General features: G+C 52.7%; 19 protein-coding genes. 13 read left to right on the top strand and 6 right to left on the bottom strand.

Annotated features, from left to right (window positions below):
- Positions 1-92 precede the first annotated feature (92 nt).
- Positions 93-299, bottom strand: coding sequence for a hypothetical protein (locus ACYQ27_RS00875; RefSeq protein ID WP_456394132.1), 207 nt, complete (start codon positions 297-299; stop codon positions 93-95).
- 330 nt (positions 300-629) lie between these two features.
- Between ACYQ27_RS00875 and ACYQ27_RS00870 the strand changes: the two genes are divergently transcribed.
- The 9 genes from ACYQ27_RS00870 to fdhF all read left to right on the top strand — a co-directional run bounded on the left by ACYQ27_RS00870 (position 630) and on the right by fdhF (position 10,858).
- Positions 630-947: a hypothetical protein gene (locus tag ACYQ27_RS00870; protein ID WP_460040788.1), complete on the top strand. Its 318-nt coding sequence runs from the start codon at positions 630-632 to the stop codon at positions 945-947.
- Between the two features lie 8 nt (positions 948-955).
- Positions 956-2,413 (top strand): IMP dehydrogenase, encoded by a 1,458-nt coding sequence (guaB, locus tag ACYQ27_RS00865; protein WP_460041754.1) that lies wholly within the window; start codon positions 956-958, stop codon positions 2,411-2,413.
- A 69-nt stretch (positions 2,414-2,482) separates the two neighbouring features.
- Complete coding sequence (locus ACYQ27_RS00860) at positions 2,483-3,877, top strand: L-aspartate oxidase (RefSeq protein WP_460041753.1); 1,395 nt, start codon at positions 2,483-2,485, stop codon at positions 3,875-3,877.
- Positions 3,878-3,927: 50 nt separating this feature from the next.
- On the top strand, positions 3,928-5,121 hold the full coding sequence (locus ACYQ27_RS00855; protein ID WP_460040787.1) for a TIGR00529 family membrane protein: 1,194 nt from the start codon (positions 3,928-3,930) through the stop codon (positions 5,119-5,121).
- Positions 5,122-5,259: 138 nt separating this feature from the next.
- A complete protein-coding gene (gene nadA, locus ACYQ27_RS00850) occupies positions 5,260-6,162 on the top strand; it encodes a quinolinate synthase NadA (protein ID WP_460040786.1) in 903 nt (300 codons plus the stop codon).
- 61 nt (positions 6,163-6,223) lie between these two features.
- Entirely contained in the window at positions 6,224-7,063 is an 840-nt protein-coding gene (gene nadC / locus ACYQ27_RS00845) for a carboxylating nicotinate-nucleotide diphosphorylase (protein WP_460040785.1), read from the top strand.
- Between the two features lie 115 nt (positions 7,064-7,178).
- Complete coding sequence (gene pdxS, locus ACYQ27_RS00840; protein WP_460040784.1) at positions 7,179-8,186, top strand: pyridoxal 5'-phosphate synthase lyase subunit PdxS; 1,008 nt, start codon at positions 7,179-7,181, stop codon at positions 8,184-8,186.
- Entirely contained in the window at positions 8,183-8,773 is a 591-nt protein-coding gene (gene pdxT / locus ACYQ27_RS00835; RefSeq protein WP_456453767.1) for a pyridoxal 5'-phosphate synthase glutaminase subunit PdxT, read from the top strand. Before pdxS ends, pdxT begins: the two co-directional genes overlap by 4 nt.
- Positions 8,774-8,845: 72 nt before the next feature.
- Positions 8,846-10,858, top strand: coding sequence for a formate dehydrogenase subunit alpha (gene fdhF / locus ACYQ27_RS00830; RefSeq protein WP_460040783.1), 2,013 nt, complete (start codon positions 8,846-8,848; stop codon positions 10,856-10,858).
- On the opposite strand, the gene purF is transcribed toward fdhF, so the two are convergent.
- Positions 10,821-12,152 carry an amidophosphoribosyltransferase gene (purF, locus tag ACYQ27_RS00825; RefSeq protein WP_460040782.1) on the bottom strand — a complete coding sequence of 444 codons (1,332 nt, stop codon included), beginning with the start codon at positions 12,150-12,152 and terminating at the stop codon, positions 10,821-10,823. The genes fdhF and purF overlap by 38 nt on opposite strands.
- Positions 12,153-12,306: 154 nt before the next feature.
- Here purF and purC point away from each other — a divergent pair, with 154 nt between their 5' ends.
- Entirely contained in the window at positions 12,307-12,993 is a 687-nt protein-coding gene (gene purC / locus ACYQ27_RS00820; RefSeq protein ID WP_456394158.1) for a phosphoribosylaminoimidazolesuccinocarboxamide synthase, read from the top strand.
- A 64-nt stretch (positions 12,994-13,057) separates the two neighbouring features.
- On the opposite strand, the gene ACYQ27_RS00815 is transcribed toward purC, so the two are convergent.
- The 3 genes from ACYQ27_RS00815 to purM form a co-directional block, all read right to left on the bottom strand.
- Positions 13,058-13,276, bottom strand: a complete 219-nt coding sequence (locus ACYQ27_RS00815) for a DUF835 domain-containing protein (RefSeq protein ID WP_460040781.1) — start codon at positions 13,274-13,276, stop codon at positions 13,058-13,060.
- Positions 13,273-14,127, bottom strand: coding sequence for a hypothetical protein (locus ACYQ27_RS00810; RefSeq protein ID WP_460040780.1), 855 nt, complete (start codon positions 14,125-14,127; stop codon positions 13,273-13,275). Before ACYQ27_RS00810 ends, ACYQ27_RS00815 begins: the two co-directional genes overlap by 4 nt.
- A 65-nt stretch (positions 14,128-14,192) precedes the next feature.
- Positions 14,193-15,197 carry a phosphoribosylformylglycinamidine cyclo-ligase gene (gene purM / locus ACYQ27_RS00805; RefSeq protein ID WP_460041752.1) on the bottom strand — a complete coding sequence of 335 codons (1,005 nt, stop codon included), beginning with the start codon at positions 15,195-15,197 and terminating at the stop codon, positions 14,193-14,195.
- Between the two features lie 151 nt (positions 15,198-15,348).
- On the opposite strand from purM, the gene ACYQ27_RS00800 reads away from it, so the two are divergent.
- Both ACYQ27_RS00800 and purT read left to right on the top strand, forming a co-directional pair.
- A complete protein-coding gene (locus ACYQ27_RS00800; protein WP_460040779.1) occupies positions 15,349-16,446 on the top strand; it encodes an AAA family ATPase in 1,098 nt (365 codons plus the stop codon).
- Positions 16,447-16,541: 95 nt separating this feature from the next.
- Positions 16,542-17,831 (top strand): phosphoribosylglycinamide formyltransferase 2, encoded by a 1,290-nt coding sequence (purT, locus tag ACYQ27_RS00795; RefSeq protein WP_460041751.1) that lies wholly within the window; start codon positions 16,542-16,544, stop codon positions 17,829-17,831.
- Between the two features lie 28 nt (positions 17,832-17,859).
- Here purT and purE read toward each other — a convergent pair whose 3' ends face one another.
- Positions 17,860-18,291 carry a 5-(carboxyamino)imidazole ribonucleotide mutase gene (purE, locus tag ACYQ27_RS00790; protein WP_460040778.1) on the bottom strand — a complete coding sequence of 144 codons (432 nt, stop codon included), beginning with the start codon at positions 18,289-18,291 and terminating at the stop codon, positions 17,860-17,862.
- 106 nt (positions 18,292-18,397) lie between these two features.
- On the opposite strand from purE, the gene purD reads away from it, so the two are divergent.
- On the top strand, positions 18,398-19,696 hold the full coding sequence (gene purD, locus ACYQ27_RS00785; protein WP_460041750.1) for a phosphoribosylamine--glycine ligase: 1,299 nt from the start codon (positions 18,398-18,400) through the stop codon (positions 19,694-19,696).

The raw sequence follows: 19,696 nt of genomic DNA, 5'->3' as shown, positions 1-19,696 counted from the left end.
AAATTAAAGAAGAGGCGGTCAGCCCATGCGAGTTTCCTCACCGCTCGGACGAAACTTCCCTCATCATTCCAAAGAAAAGTTGGAGGCGGAGATTAAAAAGCTTTGGAATTCTCAAAGGCCAGAATCGACTCAATATCCCTGCGGAAGGACTTAATTGCCCTCATGTGCTTCTCCTCGATTCCGCCGCAGCACGCGACCCTCCTGTAAAACCTCTCAAGCTCATTCAGGAGATACTCAAGCTCCCTCTTGGCGTTATCACTGTGGCCGTTGCTCAAAAGTTTGCCCCTCAGAAACGGCATCACTTCAAGAGGCCTTCCAAGAGCAGCCCACAAAAGTCCTTCCTTCAAAACTTCCTCCAGAAGCTCTATCTCAGAATAGCCCTTCTCCTCAAGACCTTTCCTACGAATGGGTTTGGTACTCCCCCCTCATCTTGGAATCACCGAATAAAGGGAGCAGGGAGAGGTTATTAAACTTTTTGCCGCTTTTTTGAACTTCTGACAACAATAGGAAAAATAACGAAAAATGTTTGAATCATGGACATTATTCCGGCAATATAATTGTCACTTTTTCAGACTGCAATTGCGAGGAGCGCAACTATCAGCAGTATCGGAGCGAGATGGGCAAGGGCTATGAAGACCTTCCTCATTAAAGATCACCCCGTGAGACCCTTCTGGATCGATTTAAAAACTTTATCTCCGGGAAATCAGTGCAAAACCGATTGTCATTCGAGGATTAACGCTGAAATACGATGGATGATCAGCTTACAGGCGCCCTCAGGAAAAAGCCCCTGCATAGCCACCGGGCACGGCATTATTCCAACGCTATTAGCCCCCGCAGGATATGCCTCCAAAGACAGCAGGAACCTCACAGCGCCAGAGGCATTAGAAACCCTTAAAAACCCGGAACAGATTCATGTTAAAAAGGGTGGGGAGGCTGAAATATTATGAACAAGAATGTGAAAAAATTCGAGGAGAAGATTCTCCATGCTATCAGAGGTTACACATTCGATGACGTGCTTTTAATCCCGCAGGCGACCGAGGTCGAGCCCAAGGATGTGGATGTTTCTACACGGATTACACCCGGAATAAAGCTTAACATCCCGATTTTGAGTGCGGCCATGGACACGGTTACGGAATGGGAGATGGCGGTGGCGATGGCTCGCGAGGGCGGCCTCGGGGTGATCCACAGGAACATGGGCATTCGTGAGCAGGTTGAGATGGTGAAGCGCGTGAAGAGGGCTGAGCGCCTTATAGTGGAGGACGTCATAACCATAGGGCCCGAAGAGACCGTGGACTACGCGCTCTTCATAATGGAGCGTGAGGGCATAGATGGTCTGCCGGTCGTTGATGGGGACAGGGTTGTTGGGATACTCTCAAAGAAGGACATAGCGGCGAAGGAGGGCCAGAAGGTAAGCGAGATAATGACCAAGGATGTAATCACCGTTGGCGAGGACATAAGCGTTGAAGAGGCCATGCACATAATGGTTGAAAACAAAATTGACAGGCTGCCCGTGGTGGATGGAGAGGGCAGGCTCCTGGGCCTCATAACCATGAGCGACCTCATGATGCGCCGCAAATATAAAAACGCCGTCAGGGACGGAAACGGCGACTTAATAGTTGCGGCCGCTGTGGGCCCCTTTGACCTTGAGAGGGCAAGGGCCCTCGACAGGGCAGGCGCCGATATCATAGTCATTGATACGGCACACGCACACAACCTCAAGGCCATAAAGGCAATGAAGGAGATAAGGAAGGCCGTGGATGCCGACCTCATCGTGGGAAACATCGCAAACCCGAAGGCCGTCGATGATTTAACCTTCGCGGATGCCGTTAAAGTGGGCATTGGCCCGGGAAGCATATGTACTACTAGGGTTGTTGCGGGCGTAGGTGTTCCCCAGATAACCGCAATATCCATGGTCGCCGATAGGGCGGGGGAGTACGGACTTCATGTCATAGCCGACGGCGGAATACGCTACTCCGGAGACATAGTTAAGGCAATAGCAGCTGGTGCAGATGCGGTAATGCTCGGTGGGCTCCTTGCGGGAACGAAGGAAGCGCCGGGCAATGAGGTTGTCATAAACGGGAGGCGCTATAAACAGTACCGCGGAATGGGCTCCCTCGGGGCGATGATGAAGGGCGGTGCCGAAAGATACTACCAGAAGGGGCATATGAAGACGCGCAAATTTGTCCCCGAAGGCGTTGAAGGCGTTGTCCCCTACAAGGGAAGCGTTGGTGAGGTGCTCTACCAGCTCGTCGGCGGCCTCAGAGCGGGAATGGGCTACGTAGGAGCGGCGAGCATAGAGGAGCTCAAGGAGAGGGGAGAGTTCGTTATAATAACGCACGCCGGCTATCAGGAGAGCCACCCGCACGACATATTCATCACGAACGAGGCCCCGAACTATCCGGTTGGAAAATAATTTCCCTCCCATTTCACCATATTGAGAAGAGTTATAAGCCCCGGCCCGGAGTTTTCTCAGGCGATGACAATGACGGAAGTCGGTGTGATAGGTGGGGGGATAGCAGGATTAACAGCAGCGATAGCCCTTGCCAGGCGGGGCTATGACGTGACCCTCATTCACTCGGGAATAAAAAAGACGAACTCCTATCTGGCTCAGGCTGGTATTGCACTGCCAGTCCGTGAGGAGGATTCACTGAAGGCTCATGTTCTCGACACAATCAGGGCGGGAAGGTATCTGAACGATGAGGAAGCGGTCTGGAATGTGATAGCCAAGTCCTCAGAGGCGTATTCATTTCTCCTGAGCCTCGGCCTTGAGTTTGAGGGGAATGAGGTGGAAGGGGGACACAGCTTTCCGAGGGTTTTCACGATAAAGAACGAGACAGGAAAGCACATGACGAAAATCCTCTACGTGAGGGCTAAGGAGCTCGGCGTGAATTTTATTCAGGGGACTGCCGAAGCACTGGCGGTCAGAGATAGAAGAGCATACGGCGTTTTTCTTGATGGAGAGCTTACGAAGTTTGACGCCACGGTTCTGGCCAGCGGGGGCTACACTGCGCTCTTCAAATACACGGCAGGCTCTGAGCTCAACCTCGGAACCCTCATCGGTGATGCGATCATGAAGGGCGCTCCCGCGAGGGACCTCGAATTCGTCCAGTTCCATCCGACGGGCTTCATCGCAGGGGATGGGGTAAAGCTTGTGAGCGAAGCCGTCAGGGGCGCGGGGGCAAAGCTGGTAACTGAAGACGGGGAGAGGTTCGTCAACGAGCTTGAGCCGAGGGATGTCGTTGCGAGGGCCATCTACCGCCAGCTTCAGAGAGGGAGGAGGGTTTTTCTCGATGCGACCGGCATAGATGACTTTAAAGGCAGGTTTCCACAGATATACGCCTTTCTGAGGAAAGAAGGAGTAAATCCGGAGAATGACCTAATTCCGGTATTTCCAATAGCGCACTATTCCATCGGGGGAATATCCGTTGACCTCTGGTACAGAACACCGATCAGGAATCTCTATGCCGTTGGAGAGGCAGCCAGCAACGGCTTCCACGGTGCCAACAGGCTGGCCAGCAACTCCCTGCTGGAGTGCGTCGTTTCGGGTCTTGAGGTCGTGAGAACGATATGCAGGGACAGACCGAGGATAAGGGATGTCCCGGAGATTGAATATTCGGCGGGTGAAGCCGGAAATGTTGAAGAACTCAGGGAGCTTCTCTGGAGCCATGCGGGAATAGAGAGGGACGAAAACGGTCTGAAGGATGGCCTCAAAAAGCTTGAAGATATAGAGACCGATGCCAGGCTTAAAATTCTGGCCGAGGGAATACTCAGAAACGCGCTGGCCAGGGAGGAAAGCAGGGGCGCTCATTTCAGGAGGGACTTTCCACACCCGCGAAAGGAATTTGAGAGACCCCTCTTCTGGGCGCTAAGCTTATAAGTCCTTTATCTTTAAAACATCCATCTAAACATTAACATGCCGGTGGGATAATGGATCTCCTGTACCTCCTCCTATCGTTTGCGGTTGTCATAGCCCTCATAAGGCTCAGGGTCAACGTCGGCGTATCAATATTCGCTGGCTCGGTTATCCTCGGCCTTCTCTTCGGGATGAGGCCATACGGCCTAGCCGATGCCCTCTACACATCCTCCACAGCATGGGGAACCATAAGGCTGATTCTCATCATCGTTTTTATAATGGCCCTGACGTCCGTTTTCTCCCAGATTGGCTATCTGAAGGATATGGAAACCGCCATTAAGGAGCTATTTCCCAAGGCGAAATACTCGCTCGCAATGCTGCCGGCCCTCATAGGGCTTATGCCCATGCCCGCGGGGGCCCTCGTTTCCGCGCCCATGATCGAGCAGGTGGCTAACAGGCTTAATCTGGAGCCCGAAGAGGAGACCCTCGTAAACTACTGGTTCAGGCACGTGTGGGAGCACTCATGGCCGATGTATCAGGCCATAATAATCGCCTCGGCGTTGACGGGGGTCAGCGTCAGGGAGTTCAGCATGAAGATGTTTCCCCTTACCCTCATAATGATCACAATTGGATACCTCCTCCTGATCAGACCGATAAAAGACCCTGAGGAGATTAAAGGAGACCGGCGAAAGGGAGCGGTTCTGCTGATAAAAACCACGTATCCAATCCTCGTTATAATCCTCATCTCTGTTGTTCTGGGCTATGACATGGTTTACGGCGCTTTAATAGGCTTTTTGACAGCCTTCATTCCTCACTACAGAAGGGTCAGCAAAAAGGAGATTATAAAACACGCCCTTCAGCCAAAAATTCTCTTCCTCCTCATCGCCGTGATGTATTTCAAGTACCTCCTTCAGGTTACGAATGCCGTTGAAACCCTCCCGAGAACAATCCTGGAGCTTAACCTGCCGGTAGTCCTTGTTATAGTGCTAACACCGTTTGTGGTTGGCATTATGACGGGAATAAGCTTTGCCTATGTGGGCATGGCGTTTCCCCTGCTTCTGCCATTCTTTACGGGCTTTGATAAAATAGCCCTTGCCTATCTGAGCGGATACATGGGCATGCTATTCAGCCCAGTTCATCTGTGCCTCGTTTTCTCCGCTGAATACTACAAAGCGGAACTCGGAAATGTGTACAGAAAGATGCTGGTGCCGGCCATCCTGCTTTTTGCCGCGGGAGTTTTATACATATACACAATCCTGAGATTTTAGATGCTGCTGGAATAAGCTGGATACGGCTTGATGGAGGATAAATTTGATTATTGCCTGGCACCTCACGGTTATCTCAACAGTATGTAGCCCGCAAACTTTTATAACATCCGGAAAGAGCTTTTATCAAGGTGGTGAGGGATGGATCTGGTTGATGAGATTTTAAAGCTTAAGGAGGAGAAGAACGCGATAATCCTCGCTCACAACTACCAGCTTCCGGAAGTTCAGGACATAGCCGATTTTCTCGGGGACAGCCTTGAGCTGGCGAGAAAGGCGGTGAATGTTAACGCTGACATCATCCTATTCGCGGGCGTCGACTTCATGGCCGAAACCGCCAAAATCCTGAATCCCACGAAGAAAGTGCTCCTCCCGACGAGAAGGGCAACGTGTGTGATGGCCAACATGCTGAAGGTTAAACACATCCTTGAGGCCAAAAAGCGCTATCCCGACGCACCGGTGGTTCTCTATGTGAACACGACCGCCGAGACCAAGGCCTACGCCGATGTCACCGTTACCTCAGCAAATGCCGCAAAAATCGTGGAGAAGCTCGACGCGGACACCATAATCTTCGGGCCCGACAACAATTTAGCGTATTATGTAGCAGAGAAAACCGGCAAGAGGATTATACCCATCCCTGAGGGCGGGCACTGCTACGTCCATAGGAAGTTCACCGTTGAAGACGTTGAGCGCGCTAGAAGGGAGCATCCAAGGGCAAAGCTTATGGTTCACCCCGAGTGCAACCCCGAGGTGCAGGAGAGGGCGGATTTAATAGTCTCAACCGGCGGGATGGTTAGAAACGCCTGCCAGCACGACGAATGGGTCGTCTTCACCGAGAAGGAGATGTGCTACCGCCTGCAGAAGCTCTATCCCGATAAGAAGTTTTACCCCGCGAGTGAGGACGCCTTCTGCATTGGGATGAAGTCAATCACGCTCAAGCACATCTATGAGTCCCTCAAAGAAGAGAAATACGAGGTTGAGGTGCCTCAAGAAATCGCCGAAAAAGCCAAGCGGGCAATAGAAAGGATGCTGGAGATGAGCAGGTAGTTAAGTACGGAGGGAAACTTTTCGGTTTTCTTTACCCTTAAACTGGACAAGGTGATGCAACATGGTTTCCATTAACTATCTCCTGCGCTTTCTGGAGGAGGATGCTCCCTTCGGCGACGTGACGAGCGAGGCCGTAATCCCTGAGGATCTGGAAGCCGATGCCGTGATCATAGCAAAGCAGGACGGGGTTATCGCCGGTCTGGAGGAGGCTAAGGCCCTCTTCGAGCACTCCGGCGTTGAGGTGGAGCTTAAAGTTAAAGATGGCGATGAAGTGAAGAGGGGCGATGTTATCGTTAAGCTCAGGGGGAATGCGAGGAAAATCCTCCTCCTGGAGCGCACGGCTTTAAACATCATCGGCAGGATGAGTGGTATAGCCACACAGGTGAGGCGGCTTATGGAGAAGGTTGGAGCCGTCAACCCGAATGTGAGGGTTGCCGGGACGAGGAAGACTCTTTTAAAGCCCCTCGATAAGAGGGCGATACTCATAGGCGGCGGAGAAATGCACCGCTTCTCCCTGAGCGACGCGATACTCATAAAGGACAACCATTTAGCGTTGATTCCGCTTGAGGAGGCAATCAGGCGTGCAAAGGCCTTCTCCGTTTATAAGGTCGTTGAGGTCGAGGTGGAGAGTCTGGAGGATGCTTTAAAAGCCGCCAAAGCCGGGGCCGATGTGATAATGCTCGACAACATGACGCCGGAGCGGATTGAGGAGGTTCTTGAGGCTTTAAAGCGCGAGGGGCTCAGGGAGAGGGTTAAAATCGAGGTGAGCGGCGGCATAACGGAGGAGAACATTCAAAGTTATGCAAAGCTCGACATCGATGTTATAAGCCTCGGGGCTTTAACGCACAGCGTGAAGAACTTTGACGTGAGCCTTGAGATAACCGGAAAGTCCGGAGCATGATAATTTCCTCCCATTCTACCTTCTTCCCCAGAACTTCACCCGGTTTTCATGGCAAGGTTTATATTCAAGTTTTGACTTGAATATAATTGAAAGAATTAGCTTGAAGGTGGTTGCCATGGGAAGGTTTGGGATAATTGAGATGAAGGGAACCGAAAGACTGAAGCGCGGATTTGCCAAGATGGTAAAGGGCGGCGTCATAATGGATGTCACAAATGCGGAACAGGCGAGGATAGCCGAGGAGGCAGGAGCGGTTGCCGTTATGGCCCTTGAGAGGGTTCCCGCAGATATAAGAAAGGCCGGTGGAGTTGCGAGGATGGCAGATCCGGAGAAGATTCAGGAGATTATGGATGCCGTTACCATCCCCGTGATGGCGAAAATCAGAATTGGACACCATGCCGAGGCCCTCGCTCTTGAGGCTTTGGGTGTTGATATGATAGACGAGAGCGAGGTTCTAACGCCAGCCGATCCCTACTTCCACGTTGATAAGAGGAAGTTCAGCGTTCCCTTTGTCTGCGGTGCAAGGAACCTCGGCGAGGCCGTGAGGAGGATATGGGAAGGGGCGGCGATGATAAGGACGAAAGGTGAAGCTGGAACCGGGAACATCGTTGAAGCTGTCAGGCACGTCAGACTTGTAAGCGAAAACATCAGGCTCATTCAGAGGATGACAGATGAGCAGATATACGGCATAGCTGAGAAGTTTGCGGAGCCGTATCTGAGGCTGGCCATTGAGGTGAGGGAAATAAGCGGTCTCCAGGGGCAGGTTCTTGAAAACGAGCCGGTTTATGAGGGCCACACATACGGGGACATTGTTGAGGGTATCTACAAAGTTCTCCTTGAGATAAGGAAGCTCGGCCGCCTTCCTGTGGTGAACTTTGCGGCAGGAGGGGTTGCAACTCCTGCAGACGCCGCACTGATGATGCAGATGGGCATGGACGGTGTGTTCGTCGGTTCTGGAATCTTCAAGAGCTCAAATCCACCAAAGATGGCGAGGGCAATAGTTGAGGCGGTAAATCACTGGGATGAGCCTGAGCTCATAGCCGAGATAAGCAAGAACCTCGGCGAACCGATGCGCGGAAAGGACATAGCCGAGCTTGAGGTCAGGCTTGAGGAGAGGGGAGTATGAGGGTCGGCGTTATCGGAGTTCAGGGGGCTGTGAGCGAGCACATTGAGGCCTCAAAGAAAGCTCTTGAAAACCTCGGCGTTGATGGTGAGGTTTTCTGGCTCAAAAGGCCGGAGCAGCTTGGTAGCCTCGATGCTATAATAATCCCCGGCGGAGAGAGCACGACGATTTCGAGGCTCATGGTGAAGAACGGCCTCTTTGATAAAGTCAGGGAGCTCGGCGAGAGCGGGCTTCCGGTTATGGGGACATGTGCTGGCCTCATAATGCTCTCAAAGGAGGTCGTTGGTGCAACGCCGGAGCAGATGTTCCTTGAGCTCCTCGATGTGCGCGTTAACAGAAACGCATACGGCAGGCAGGTGGACAGCTTCGAAGCATCCCTGCGGCTTTCTTTTGATGATGAACCATTTCAGGGGGTCTTCATCCGCGCTCCGCGGATAGTTGAGCTCCTGAGCAGGGAGGTCAAGCCAATAGCATGGCTCGGCGACAGGATTGTCGGTGTTGAGCAGAACAGCATCATCGGCCTTGAGTTCCACCCGGAGCTGACGGATGATACACGGCTCCACGAATATTTTTTGATGAAGGCCCTTTAGTTTAACAGTTTTTCATCCATTTTTACCCAAAAGCTTTTTTATTTTGCCATCAACGTGCTTAGCGGTGATCATGTGAAAACAGTCGTGTGCCCCTACTGCGGCTTCGGATGCAGGCTTCTCGTTGACCCGAAAACCATGAAGGTTAAACCCCACAGGGGTGAGCCCAACAGGGGCAAGCTCTGTCCCAAGGGGCTCCATGCGACCGAGTTCGTTCTTTCAGGGGACAGGCTCAGGCGGCCGCTTAAGAGAACGGGAAATCTCCTAAAACCTGTAAGCTGGGGGCAGGCAATAGATGAGATCGCATCCAAGCTGCTGGAGATACGGGAGCTCTACGGCCCGGATGCCGTGGCTTTTCTCGCCTCCTCCAAGGTTAGCAATGAGGAGAACTACCTCCTGCAGAAAATTGCGAGGCTATTCGGCACGAACAACATAGACAACTGCGCGAGGCTGTGCCACGAGGCCTCGGTGCATGCTCTCAAGATGGCTGTGGGCACAGGAGCCCAGACAAATCCCTATGAAGACCTTGAGAGGTTCGGCGTCATCCTCATATGGGGCTACAACCCCGCTGAAACACACCCCGTCGTCATGGATTACATACGCCGTGCGAAGAGGAATGGAGCGAGGATAATCGTGGTGGACGTGAGGAAAACCACGAGCATGGCATTCGCAGATTACGGCCTGATAACAAGGCCCGGGACGGACATAGTCCTGGCCAACGCCCTCATGCACGTTATCATCCACGAAGAGCTCTACAATGAGGAATTCGTGAAGGCCAGAACAACCGGCTTCTCAGAGATAAAAATGGCCGTAAGAAAGTACACCCCCGAGTACGCAGAGAAAGTCACGGGAATCCCCGCAGACACCATAAAGGAAGTCGCAAGGGAGTTTGCTTCAGCCGGAAGCGGCGCTGTGATGTGGGGCATGGGATTAACCCAGCACGTTTCGGGCGTTGAAAACGTGCTGGCTGTTATAGACCTTGCCCTGCTTCTCGGATACATAGGTGAGCGCGGTGGTCTCTATCCGATGCGCGGGCAGAACAACGTTCAGGGAGCGGCGTATATGGGAGCGCTGAGCGAGTTCCTCCCCGGCTATGTGCTTCTAACCGACGACAGATTCAGGAAGCGCGTTGCATCTCTCTGGGGGGTTGATGACCTGCCAACCGAGCGCGGCCTGTATCTAACGGAGCTCTGGGATGCCATAGAGAGCGGAGATGTCAGAGCTCTCTACATCGTCGGCGAGAACCCCGCCGTGAGCGAGGCCAACTTTACACGGGTCAGGAAGGCCCTCAAAAAGCTCGATCTCCTTGTCGTCCAGGACGTGTTTATGAGCAGAACCGCAAAGTATGCCCACTATGTTCTCCCTGCCTCAGCCTTCTGCGAGAAGGATGGTTCTTACATGAACAGCGAGCGCAGGATTCAGTGGAGCCACATGGTGTGCAGACCGATGGGAGATTCAAAGCCCGACTGGGAGATTCTGACCATGCTCGGCAAAGCCCTTGGTTTACCGGGCTTTGATTACAGTTCGGTTGAAGAAATCACCGCCGAGTACTTCCGCCTCTTCCCTGAGCTTGAGGACAGGAGTGTTGAGGAGCTTAAGCAGGGCGATGGGATATTCCTTCCGAAGAAGAGACTCCACACGTGGGAATTTGCAACAGAGGACGGAAGGGCACGGCTCATAGCGGTGGAGCAGATATCCCCCTGGGAGAAACCTGATCAGGAATATCCATTCATTCTGACGACAATACGGCTCATAAGTCACTACAATACAGGCGAGATGACCCTGCGGAGCCCCTCGCTCCTCAAGCTGATGGGGGAGCCCCGGGTGCTGATAAACCCGGATGATGCGGGGAGGCTCGGAATCCGTGATGGTGACTGGGTCGAGATTGAAACGAGGCGCGGGAAGATCAGGATGCGCGCAAAGCTCGGAAATATCCAGAGGGGCGTTGTTGCGGTTCCCTTCCACTTCAAGGCCAACAGACTGACGAGCGATGCCCTCAACAAGGCAGGGACACCCGAGTTCAAGTTTTCGGCGGCGAGGCTGAGGAAGCTCAGAAGCGGAAAGCCCACTCCGGGTACTCTCCCGTGAGGCACGCCAGACAGAGGTCTTCCATGCCCACCGCCCGCTTCAGCCCTTCAACGCTGAGATAGCGGAGGGAGTCAGCCCCTATGCTTTCCCTTATACCCTCAACACCCCTCCACGCCGCTATGAGTTCGTGTCTGGTGGGAATGTCTATCCCCATATAGCAGGGATACCTGATCGGGGGGGAGGCTATCCTCACATGCACCTCCTCAGCCCCCGCCCCCTTCAGCAGGGAGACTATCCTGCGCATAGTGGTGCCCCTGACAATGGAATCATCAACGAGAACAACTTTTTTACCCGAAACAACCTCCACGACCGGAGAGAGCTTGAGTCTGACCTTCAGCTCCCTGTAGAACTGTCCCGGCGTGATGAACGTCCTGCCGATGTAGCGGTTTTTTATAAGCCCCTCCTCGTAGGGAATTCCGCTCTCACGGGCGTAGCCGATGGCGGCCGCCCTTCCCGAATCCGGCACCGCTATAACCACGTCCCCGCACACATCGTCCTCCCTCGCGAGCTCCACCCCCATCCTGTATCTGGAGCGGTAGACATTCACCCCGTTGAGCGTGCTGTCTGGACGGGCGAAGTATATGTACTCAAAAACACAGTGGGCTCTCCTCTCCCTGGCCAGAACCTTACTCTCCGCATTCTCATCCACAAGAAAAACCTCCCCCGGCCTCACATCCCTGATTTCAAGGTCAAACATCCTCAGTGCGGAATCCTCCGAGGCGAAATAATGGCCGTCGCCGGAGCCGTAGCTCAGCGGTCTGAAGCCGAGGGGATCCCTGGCAACGAGGAGCCTTCCCTCAAAAAGAAAGGCAACCGCATACGCTCCCCTGACCTCATTAAAAACCTCCTTCATGGCCTCAAACTCGTCCCCGGTCTCCCTGAAGTGCCACAGAAATGAAACGCCGAGAAGCTCGCTGTCAATGGAGTATCTGAATTTAACCCCCTTCCTCTCATACTCCCTCCTGAGCGGGAGGAAGTTGGTCAGGGTGCCGTTGTGGGCCACCGCTATACTCCTTCCGCAGCAGACGACCTCCAGCGGCTGTGCCTCGTTCAGCGAGCCCGATGTGGAATACCTGACATGCCCAACAGCCGCTCTTCCCCTCAGCTGTCTGAGCCTGCTCCCCCTGAAGACTTCGGAAACCAGACCCCCTCCCTTTACGGTTCTGATTTTATTCCTCCAGACGCTTATTCCCGCGCTCTCCTGCCCCCTGTGCTGGAGCGCCATCAGGGCGTAGTATGCCTTTCTCCCGGCGTTCTCTGTCTTTGCAGCAAAAATCCCGCACTTCTCCCTCATGCAATCACCGGCTTGACATTTCAATGTAAATGGGAGTTTAATTTCCACTGGAACTTTACAGATTCCTGCTTAAAAACTTTGCCCTTTAATTAACAAAATCTTGTTAAGAAAAACCTTATATAATCAAAATTTTAACATTTTTATGGTGAAGGCTATGGAGGTCTACGAGGGAAAGGCCAAGAAGATGATTCCGCTCGATGAAAAGAAGCTCATCATGGAGTTTAAAGATGACGCCACCGCATTTAACGGCGAAAAGAAGGCACAGTTTAAGGGAAAAGGCTGGCTCAACGCCAGGATATCGGCGAAGCTTTTCAAACTGCTTGAGGAGGAGGGGGTAAAGACGCACTTCATAGGGGTGGCAGGAGAAAACAGGCTCATCGTTGAGAGGCTCGACATGTACCCCCTTGAGGTCGTTGTCAGGAACGTCGTTGCCGGGAGCCTGAAGAAAAGGCTGCCCCTCCCCGAAGGAACGGAGCTTGATGATCCCGTGGTGGAGCTGTACTACAAAGACGATGCCATGGGAGACCCGATGATAAACCGCCACCACGCAAGGGTTCTCGGCATAAGAAAGGATGAGCTCAGGGAGATGGAGCGGATAGCCCTCAGGGTCAACGAAATCCTCAGGGAATACTTCGGAAAAAGGGGTATCATACTCGTCGACTTCAAGCTTGAGTTCGGGAAGAACGAGCGCGGGGAAATTGTTCTCGCAGACGAGATAAGCCCCGATACCTGCCGCTTCTGGGATGCCGAGACCAAGGAAAGCCTTGACAAGGACGTTTTCAGGTTTGACAGGGGAGATTTAATCTCAGCCTATGAGGAGCTTTACAGGCGGCTCTCATAGCATTCATTCCCTCCTTTTATCTCCAATTCGAGCAGAGATTTTTGTTTCAGACCCGTTTCAGTCCTCAGTCCCCGGCCCCAAGAACCCTCCTGAGCACCGTCAGCTGCCTCTCGCTCCATGCCCCCTCCTCGAGCACAACTATTATGGTGCCACCATGAAGAAGAACATAGTCCCTTAGGATGCTGAGAAACTTTGCTATGGAGCGGAACTCGTTATACATCATCAGGTATTCGAGGCAGTCTATGACGATTATTCCCCGTGAGCCGATGCTTTCAGCCTTCATGAGATAAACGTGGGGAGTTCAACGGCCTTCTCCAGGCCGGTGGGCGGCACCGTTCGGGGACCCGGAACATTGCTGACGAAGTATGCCTCCCATGTGCCGGGGACATCCCTCATATCCCTGAGGAATGCGAGAACAGGGGAGTTGCTGAGGCGCTTTTTCATCTCCTGAAACTCCTTCTGGCCCACCACAAGGACATGAGACCCGAACTCCACCATGAAGGGTGTTGTGCTGAGCTTTTTGAACTTCTCGGAGGAGATTATGTTGAGGAGCAGCACAACCTCGATGAGCGTGAAAAGAGCACCCAGGATAAAGCCTATGGGAGCAAACCACGCCACCGGCCTCAAAAACGGATAGTCCATCTTATGGATGCCGTAGAGCATGAAAACGGCTGCAAGATACATTCCCTTCCGGGAGTATATCTCCCTGAGGCCGACGAGCAGAACTCCCGTGAAAAAGTAGAAAAAGCCTGCAATCCCATAGACGAGCGCCAGCTCATCCGGTCCCCAGCCCCTGAAGGAGGAATACCCCAGGACATACATCGTCAGTATCAGAGGGGCAATGCCCGCGGTGTTTCTGATGTAAGCGGGCGAGAATCCGATGTTCTCCTCATCGAGGAACATGAACGTACCGTAGAACAGGAGCGACACAGCGACCGCCTGAGATACCGCAAGCTCGTAGTCCCTGTTCATCACATCAAAAAGTATTGAGAGGGCGTCGACCAAGAAAGCCATCGACCATACGAGTGCAGACTTCCGCAAATGCTTTGTGTATGCCCTGAGGAGAAAAACAAAAGCGATCAGCTTCAGCAATGTGTTAAACGACTGTCCTGCAATCAGCATGCCATGCTCCACATCCTTCCCCGAATGGGATATCTTTCTGAAGGATATAAAGTTTATCACTCTCTCCGAAAGTCTGGCTACAGCCTCACCCCGTAATTCTCCACGGTGATACCGGGTTTCTCCGTAACCGCTCCGAGCTCGAAGCTCCTGAAGTATCTGTTGAGCACATCAAGCGCTTCCTCCCTCTCCTCCGGCGGCACTATGACAGCCATACCAACGCCCATGTTGAAGACCCGGAACATCTCATCAAGGGGAACGCCGTTTTCGTGGATAAGCCTGAATATCCCGTCTATCCCGGGCATTTCGAGGGAAAAGCCGTGGTGCGTGAGGCGCTTGAGGTTCAGAAGCCCGCCGCCCGTTATGTGGGCAAGTCCGTGAACCTCAACGCTTTCCAGAAGCTCCAGAATCGGCTTCACATAAATCCTCGTTGGCTCCAGAAGCCACTCCCATAGCTCCCTCCCCTCATACTCGTAGTCGAGACCGTACTTCGGGATCAAAAGCTTTCTAGCGAGGGTTAAACCGTTTGAATGTATCCCCGAGCTCTCAATGCCTATCACCGCATCTCCCGGTTTTATGTTCCTCCCCGTTATTACCCTCTCCTTCCCGACAACACCGATAGCGGTTCCCGCAAGGTCGAAGCCCTTTACGAGCTCCGGCAGAACTGCAGTCTCCCCTCCCACAACTGCCATACCGCTCTGCTCTGCCCCCTCATATATCCCCCTCGCGATTTGGGTAAAAACCTCATCGTCGGGCTCCTTAACCGCCAGATAGTCCACGAGGGCTACCGGCTCGGCTCCAACGCATATGAGGTCGTTGACGTTCATCGCCACCATGTCAATGCCCACGGTGTCGTACTTCTCAACCGCCTCGGCCACCAGGATTTTCGTGCCCACACCATCGGTCGTCATAGCGAGGTAGAACTCCCTGAAGTCCATCAAAGCGGCGTAGTGGCCTATATCCTCCTTGGGCTCGCCGAGCCTCCCCTTTCTGAACTCAAAAGATGCCTTTGCGAGTGATATGATGCCCCTAAGGGCTTTCCGGGTTTTTTCATCATCAACACCAGCCTGAGCGTAGGTTAGCATCCCAATCACCGGAGGATGTTTGGGAGCGGACTTTAAAAGTTTTGTCATTTCCATGTAAATTAAAGCAGTTGTTTCACAGGATATAAACATTAAAATGTCTAAAAACGATTATAAGTATCGGTACCGATACTAAGTATCGGGGGCGATACATATGCTTTTTGACCCGCAGCCGAAAACAAGGAGGGAGGATGTTTTTGATAGAGATGAGGAACTGGAGAGGATAACCGGCTCGATTGAAAGTTACCCCATAACCCTTATCCTCGGAATCAGGCGGGTTGGCAAATCATCCCTTCTAAAGGTTGCGCTCAATGAAAGCACCGCCACCGGGGTTTATGTTGATGCAAGGAAGCTGTATACAAATGTTGGCGGATGGATAACAAAAGATGAGCTCAAACATGAGCTTAAAAATGCCCTGCTGAATATGAAGCCCAAGGCTCTGAAGTCCCTGCTCTCATACCTGAACATATCAAAGCTCTCCATAAAGGGGTTTGAGCTTTCGTTTAAGGAATGGAGTCTGGTGGAGCTCCTTGAAAAGCTCAATAAATTTGGAGAGGAAAACGGCAGGCCTGTTGTACTCGCCTTTGATGAGGCTCAGTATCTAAAATTCTACGGAACCAAGGGGGGCAGGGAGTTCCTGGCCCTGGTGGCCTACGCCTATGACAATCTGCCCAACATACATTTTGTCTTTACAGGCTCGGAGATTGGCCTCCTTCATGATTTCCTGGGCTTCAATGATTACGGAGCATTGCTTTTTGGGCGGATATACAGCGAAATTACCATAAGGCCGTTTACAAGGGCAAAATCCCTTGAATTTCTTGAGAGGGGTTTTGAAGAGGCCAATTTAAAGGTAATGAGATGGGAGCTGGAAAAAGCTGTTGATGTTTTAGATGGAATTCCCGGCTGGCTTGTTGAATACGGATTCCACTACCTGCACACCAGGGATTCCCAGAAGGCGCTGGAGCTCACCATGAAACGGGCACGGCAAACCATGCTGGAAGAAATCAGGGAGCTTGAAAGAAGAAGCAGACGATATACCCTAATATTACGGGCGGTTGCCCTGGGATTTAACCGCTGGGAAAAAATAAAGGGATATCTTGAGGCCCATGATGGCAGAATAACAAACGCCCGTTTCTCCTCCCTCCTGAAAAACCTCGAAAAGATGAGCTGGATAAAAAGTGAACTCCGGGAGGGGAAGAAGGTATATTCCATAACCGACCCCGTGATAGAAAGGGTTCTGAAGGAAGTTTGAGTCCCCATGTGCCATTTTTTATCATTTTCATGTTCAAAAACGCTTAAATATTTGCAAATTTTAACATTATAATGTCAATCAAGTGGGTGGTGGATATGGTCATGATAAGGAACGAGATGGGAACTCCCCTGACGGATTCCGCCGTTAAGATAATGCTCCTTGGAAGCGGCGAGCTGGGAAAGGAGATAGCCATTGAGGCCCAGAGGCTGGGTGTTGAGGTGGTGGCGGTTGATCGCTATGCCAACGCCCCCGCGATGCAGGTTGCCCATAAAAGCTATGTTGGGAATATGAAGGACGGGGACTTCCTCTGGAGCGTCGTTGAGCGCGAAAAGCCCGATGCAATAGTGCCCGAAATTGAGGCCATAAACCTGGACGCTCTCTTCGAGATTGAAAATGAGGGCCACTTTGTCGTGCCGAACGCCAGGGCCACATGGATTGCCATGCACCGCGAGAGGACGAGGGAGACCCTTGCGAAGGAGGCCAAAGTTCCGACGTCACGCTACGCCTATGCCACAACGCTCGATGAGCTCTACGATGCCTGTGAGAGGATAGGCTACCCCTGCCACACGAAGGCCATAATGAGCTCCTCGGGAAAGGGCTCCTACTTCGTGAGAGGCCCGGAGGATGTTCCAAAGGCGTGGGAGGTGGCGAAGAAAAAAGCAAGGGGCAGCGCTGACAAGATAATCGTCGAGGAGCACATTGACTTTGACATCGAGATAACGGAGCTGGCGGTCAGGCATCTCGATGAGAACGGCAAAACAGTTACAACCTTTCCAAAGCCCGTCGGACACTACCAGATTGATGGCGACTATCATGCGAGCTGGCAGCCCGCGGAGATAAGCGAGAAGGCCGAGCGCGAGGTTTACCGCATAGCCAAGCGCATAACCGATGTCCTTGGAGGGCTTGGCCTCTTTGGGGTTGAGATGTTCGTTAAGGGGGATAAAGTGTGGGCCAACGAGGTCTCACCGAGGCCCCACGACACGGGGATGGTTACGCTCGCCTCTCACCCAACGGGCTTCTCCGAGATGGGGCTCCACGTCAGGGCGATTCTAGGGCTTCCAATACCCGCTGTTGAGGAGAAGGGCGTAAGGATGTTCCCTCTCCTAACCCCGGCGGCGACCCACGTCATCCTGTCGAACCAGGAGGGCTACGCTCCGAGGTTCAGGAACGTTTTCAATGCACTGAGCGTTCCGAACACAACAATCAGGTTCTTTGGAAAGCCCTCAGCATACAGGGGAAGGCGTTTGGGCGTTGCCCTCGCGTGGGACGGTGATGTGGGTGAGGCGAAGAGGAAGGCCGAGAGGGTCGCCCACATGGTGGAGCTCAGGACGAGGAGCGGGGAGTGGCAGGGGCAGGAGTTCATTAAAAAGATGCACCTGCTCTGATTTTTTCTTTTTCATAAAAATAAAGATATTAACCCCGCATCCTCTCCCTGTACTCCTCAAGCTTTTTCTTTAAGCCTTCATCCTTTAAGGCCAGAATTTCTATGGCGAGCAAAGCCGCGTTCCTGCCGTTGTCTATTCCCACCGCAGCAACCGGAACCCCGGGCGGCATTTGTGCGATGCTCAGCAGGGAATCGAGCCCGCCTAGCTTGGCCGAGACCGGAACCCCTATCACGGGTCTGGTCGTGTGGGAGGCTATAACTCCCGGTAGGGCCGCGCTTAGGCCCGCTATGGCTATGAAAACATCGTAGTCTTTCTTTGCCAGCTCCTCAACCTTCTTGGGGTTCCTGTGGGCGGATGCAACCTCAACGTCGTGCTCAACACCGAACTCCTCCAGAACCTTGGTAACCTTCCCGGCGATGTGAGAGTCGCTTTTGCTTCCCATTACCACAAGGACTTTCATGCTATCACCGCTTTCTTCTCGAATTCTCGCCTTTATAAATTTTACCATTTAAATGTCAAAATAAAGCTTAAAAACATTAAATTTTAACAAAAATTTGGTGATGGTCATGAAAGTTCTTTTAGTGGGTGGTGGTGGAAGAGAAAACGCCATAGCCGAGGCCCTTGTAAATGGCGGTGCCGAGCTTTATGTGGTTGCCAAGCATGTTAATCCCGGCATCAAAAGACTCTGCAGGGATTATGGGCTGGCCAGAGAAACGGATGTTGGAAAGGTTCTGGATTTCGCCGAAAAATGGGGCGTTGAGCTCGCATTCATAGGGCCCGAGGCACCTCTGGAGAAGGGCATCGTGGACGTCTTTGAGGAGAATGGAATTCCTGCGGTTGGCCCCTCAAAGGAGGCGGCCCTGCTTGAGACGGACAAGGCCTTTGCGAGGCGCATAATGGAAAAATACGAAATTCCGGGGAGGAAGCTCTTCAGGGTTTTTACCGACGTCGGGGAGATGAAGGGATGGATAGATGATTTCGGCAAGCCGGTTGTTGTAAAGCCCCTCGGGCTCACGGGGGGTAAGGGCGTTAAAGTTGTCGGCTACCAGCTGAGGGACAACGAGGAGGCGAAGGAGTACGCAAAGGCCCTAATCGAGAGGGATGGGAAGGTTCTGGTCGAGGAGAGGACGGACGGCGTTGAATTCACATTTCAGGTCTTCACGGATGGAAGAAAGGTAATCCCAATGCCCCTCGCCCAGGACTATCCCCACGCCTATGAGGACGATGCTGGACCCATAACCGGAGGAATGGGCTCGTATTCGTGCGAGGATCATCTATTGCCCTTCGTAACGGAGGAGGACTATAAAAAAGCATTTGAAACCCTGAAGGCGACCGTTGAGGCGATGCGGAAAAACGGAACGCCCTACAGGGGCATCCTCTACGGCCAGTTCATGCTCTCCAAAGATGGCCCGGTTATAATCGAGTACAACGCCCGCTTCGGAGACCCGGAGGCGATGAACGTTCTTCCGATTCTAAAAACGCCCCTCCTTGAAATTGCGGAGGGAATAGTTGACGAAGCACTCAAAAAAGCCGAATTTGAGAAAAAGGCGACGGTTGTCAAGTACCTCGCGCCAAAGGGATATCCCTCTGATCCAATAAAGGGCGTTAGGGTTGAAATCAGAGAGGATAAAATCAGGGAGGAGGGGGCCAGGGTTTACTATGCCTCGGTGGATGAAAACTTCAGGATGCTCGGTTCGAGGGCACTGGCGGTCGTTGGAATCGCCGGTTCTCTTGAAGAGGCGGAGAGGATTGCATCCGCAGGGATAAGGCACATTAGAGGGGAGATTTTCCACCGCACCGATGTGGGGACGAGAGAGAGCGTTGAGAAGAGGGTTAGGATTATGAAGGAGCTCAGGGGTGAATGA

Source organism: Thermococcus atlanticus (genome assembly GCF_054657855.1).
This window is presented reverse-complemented; position numbering and strand designations above follow the sequence as displayed.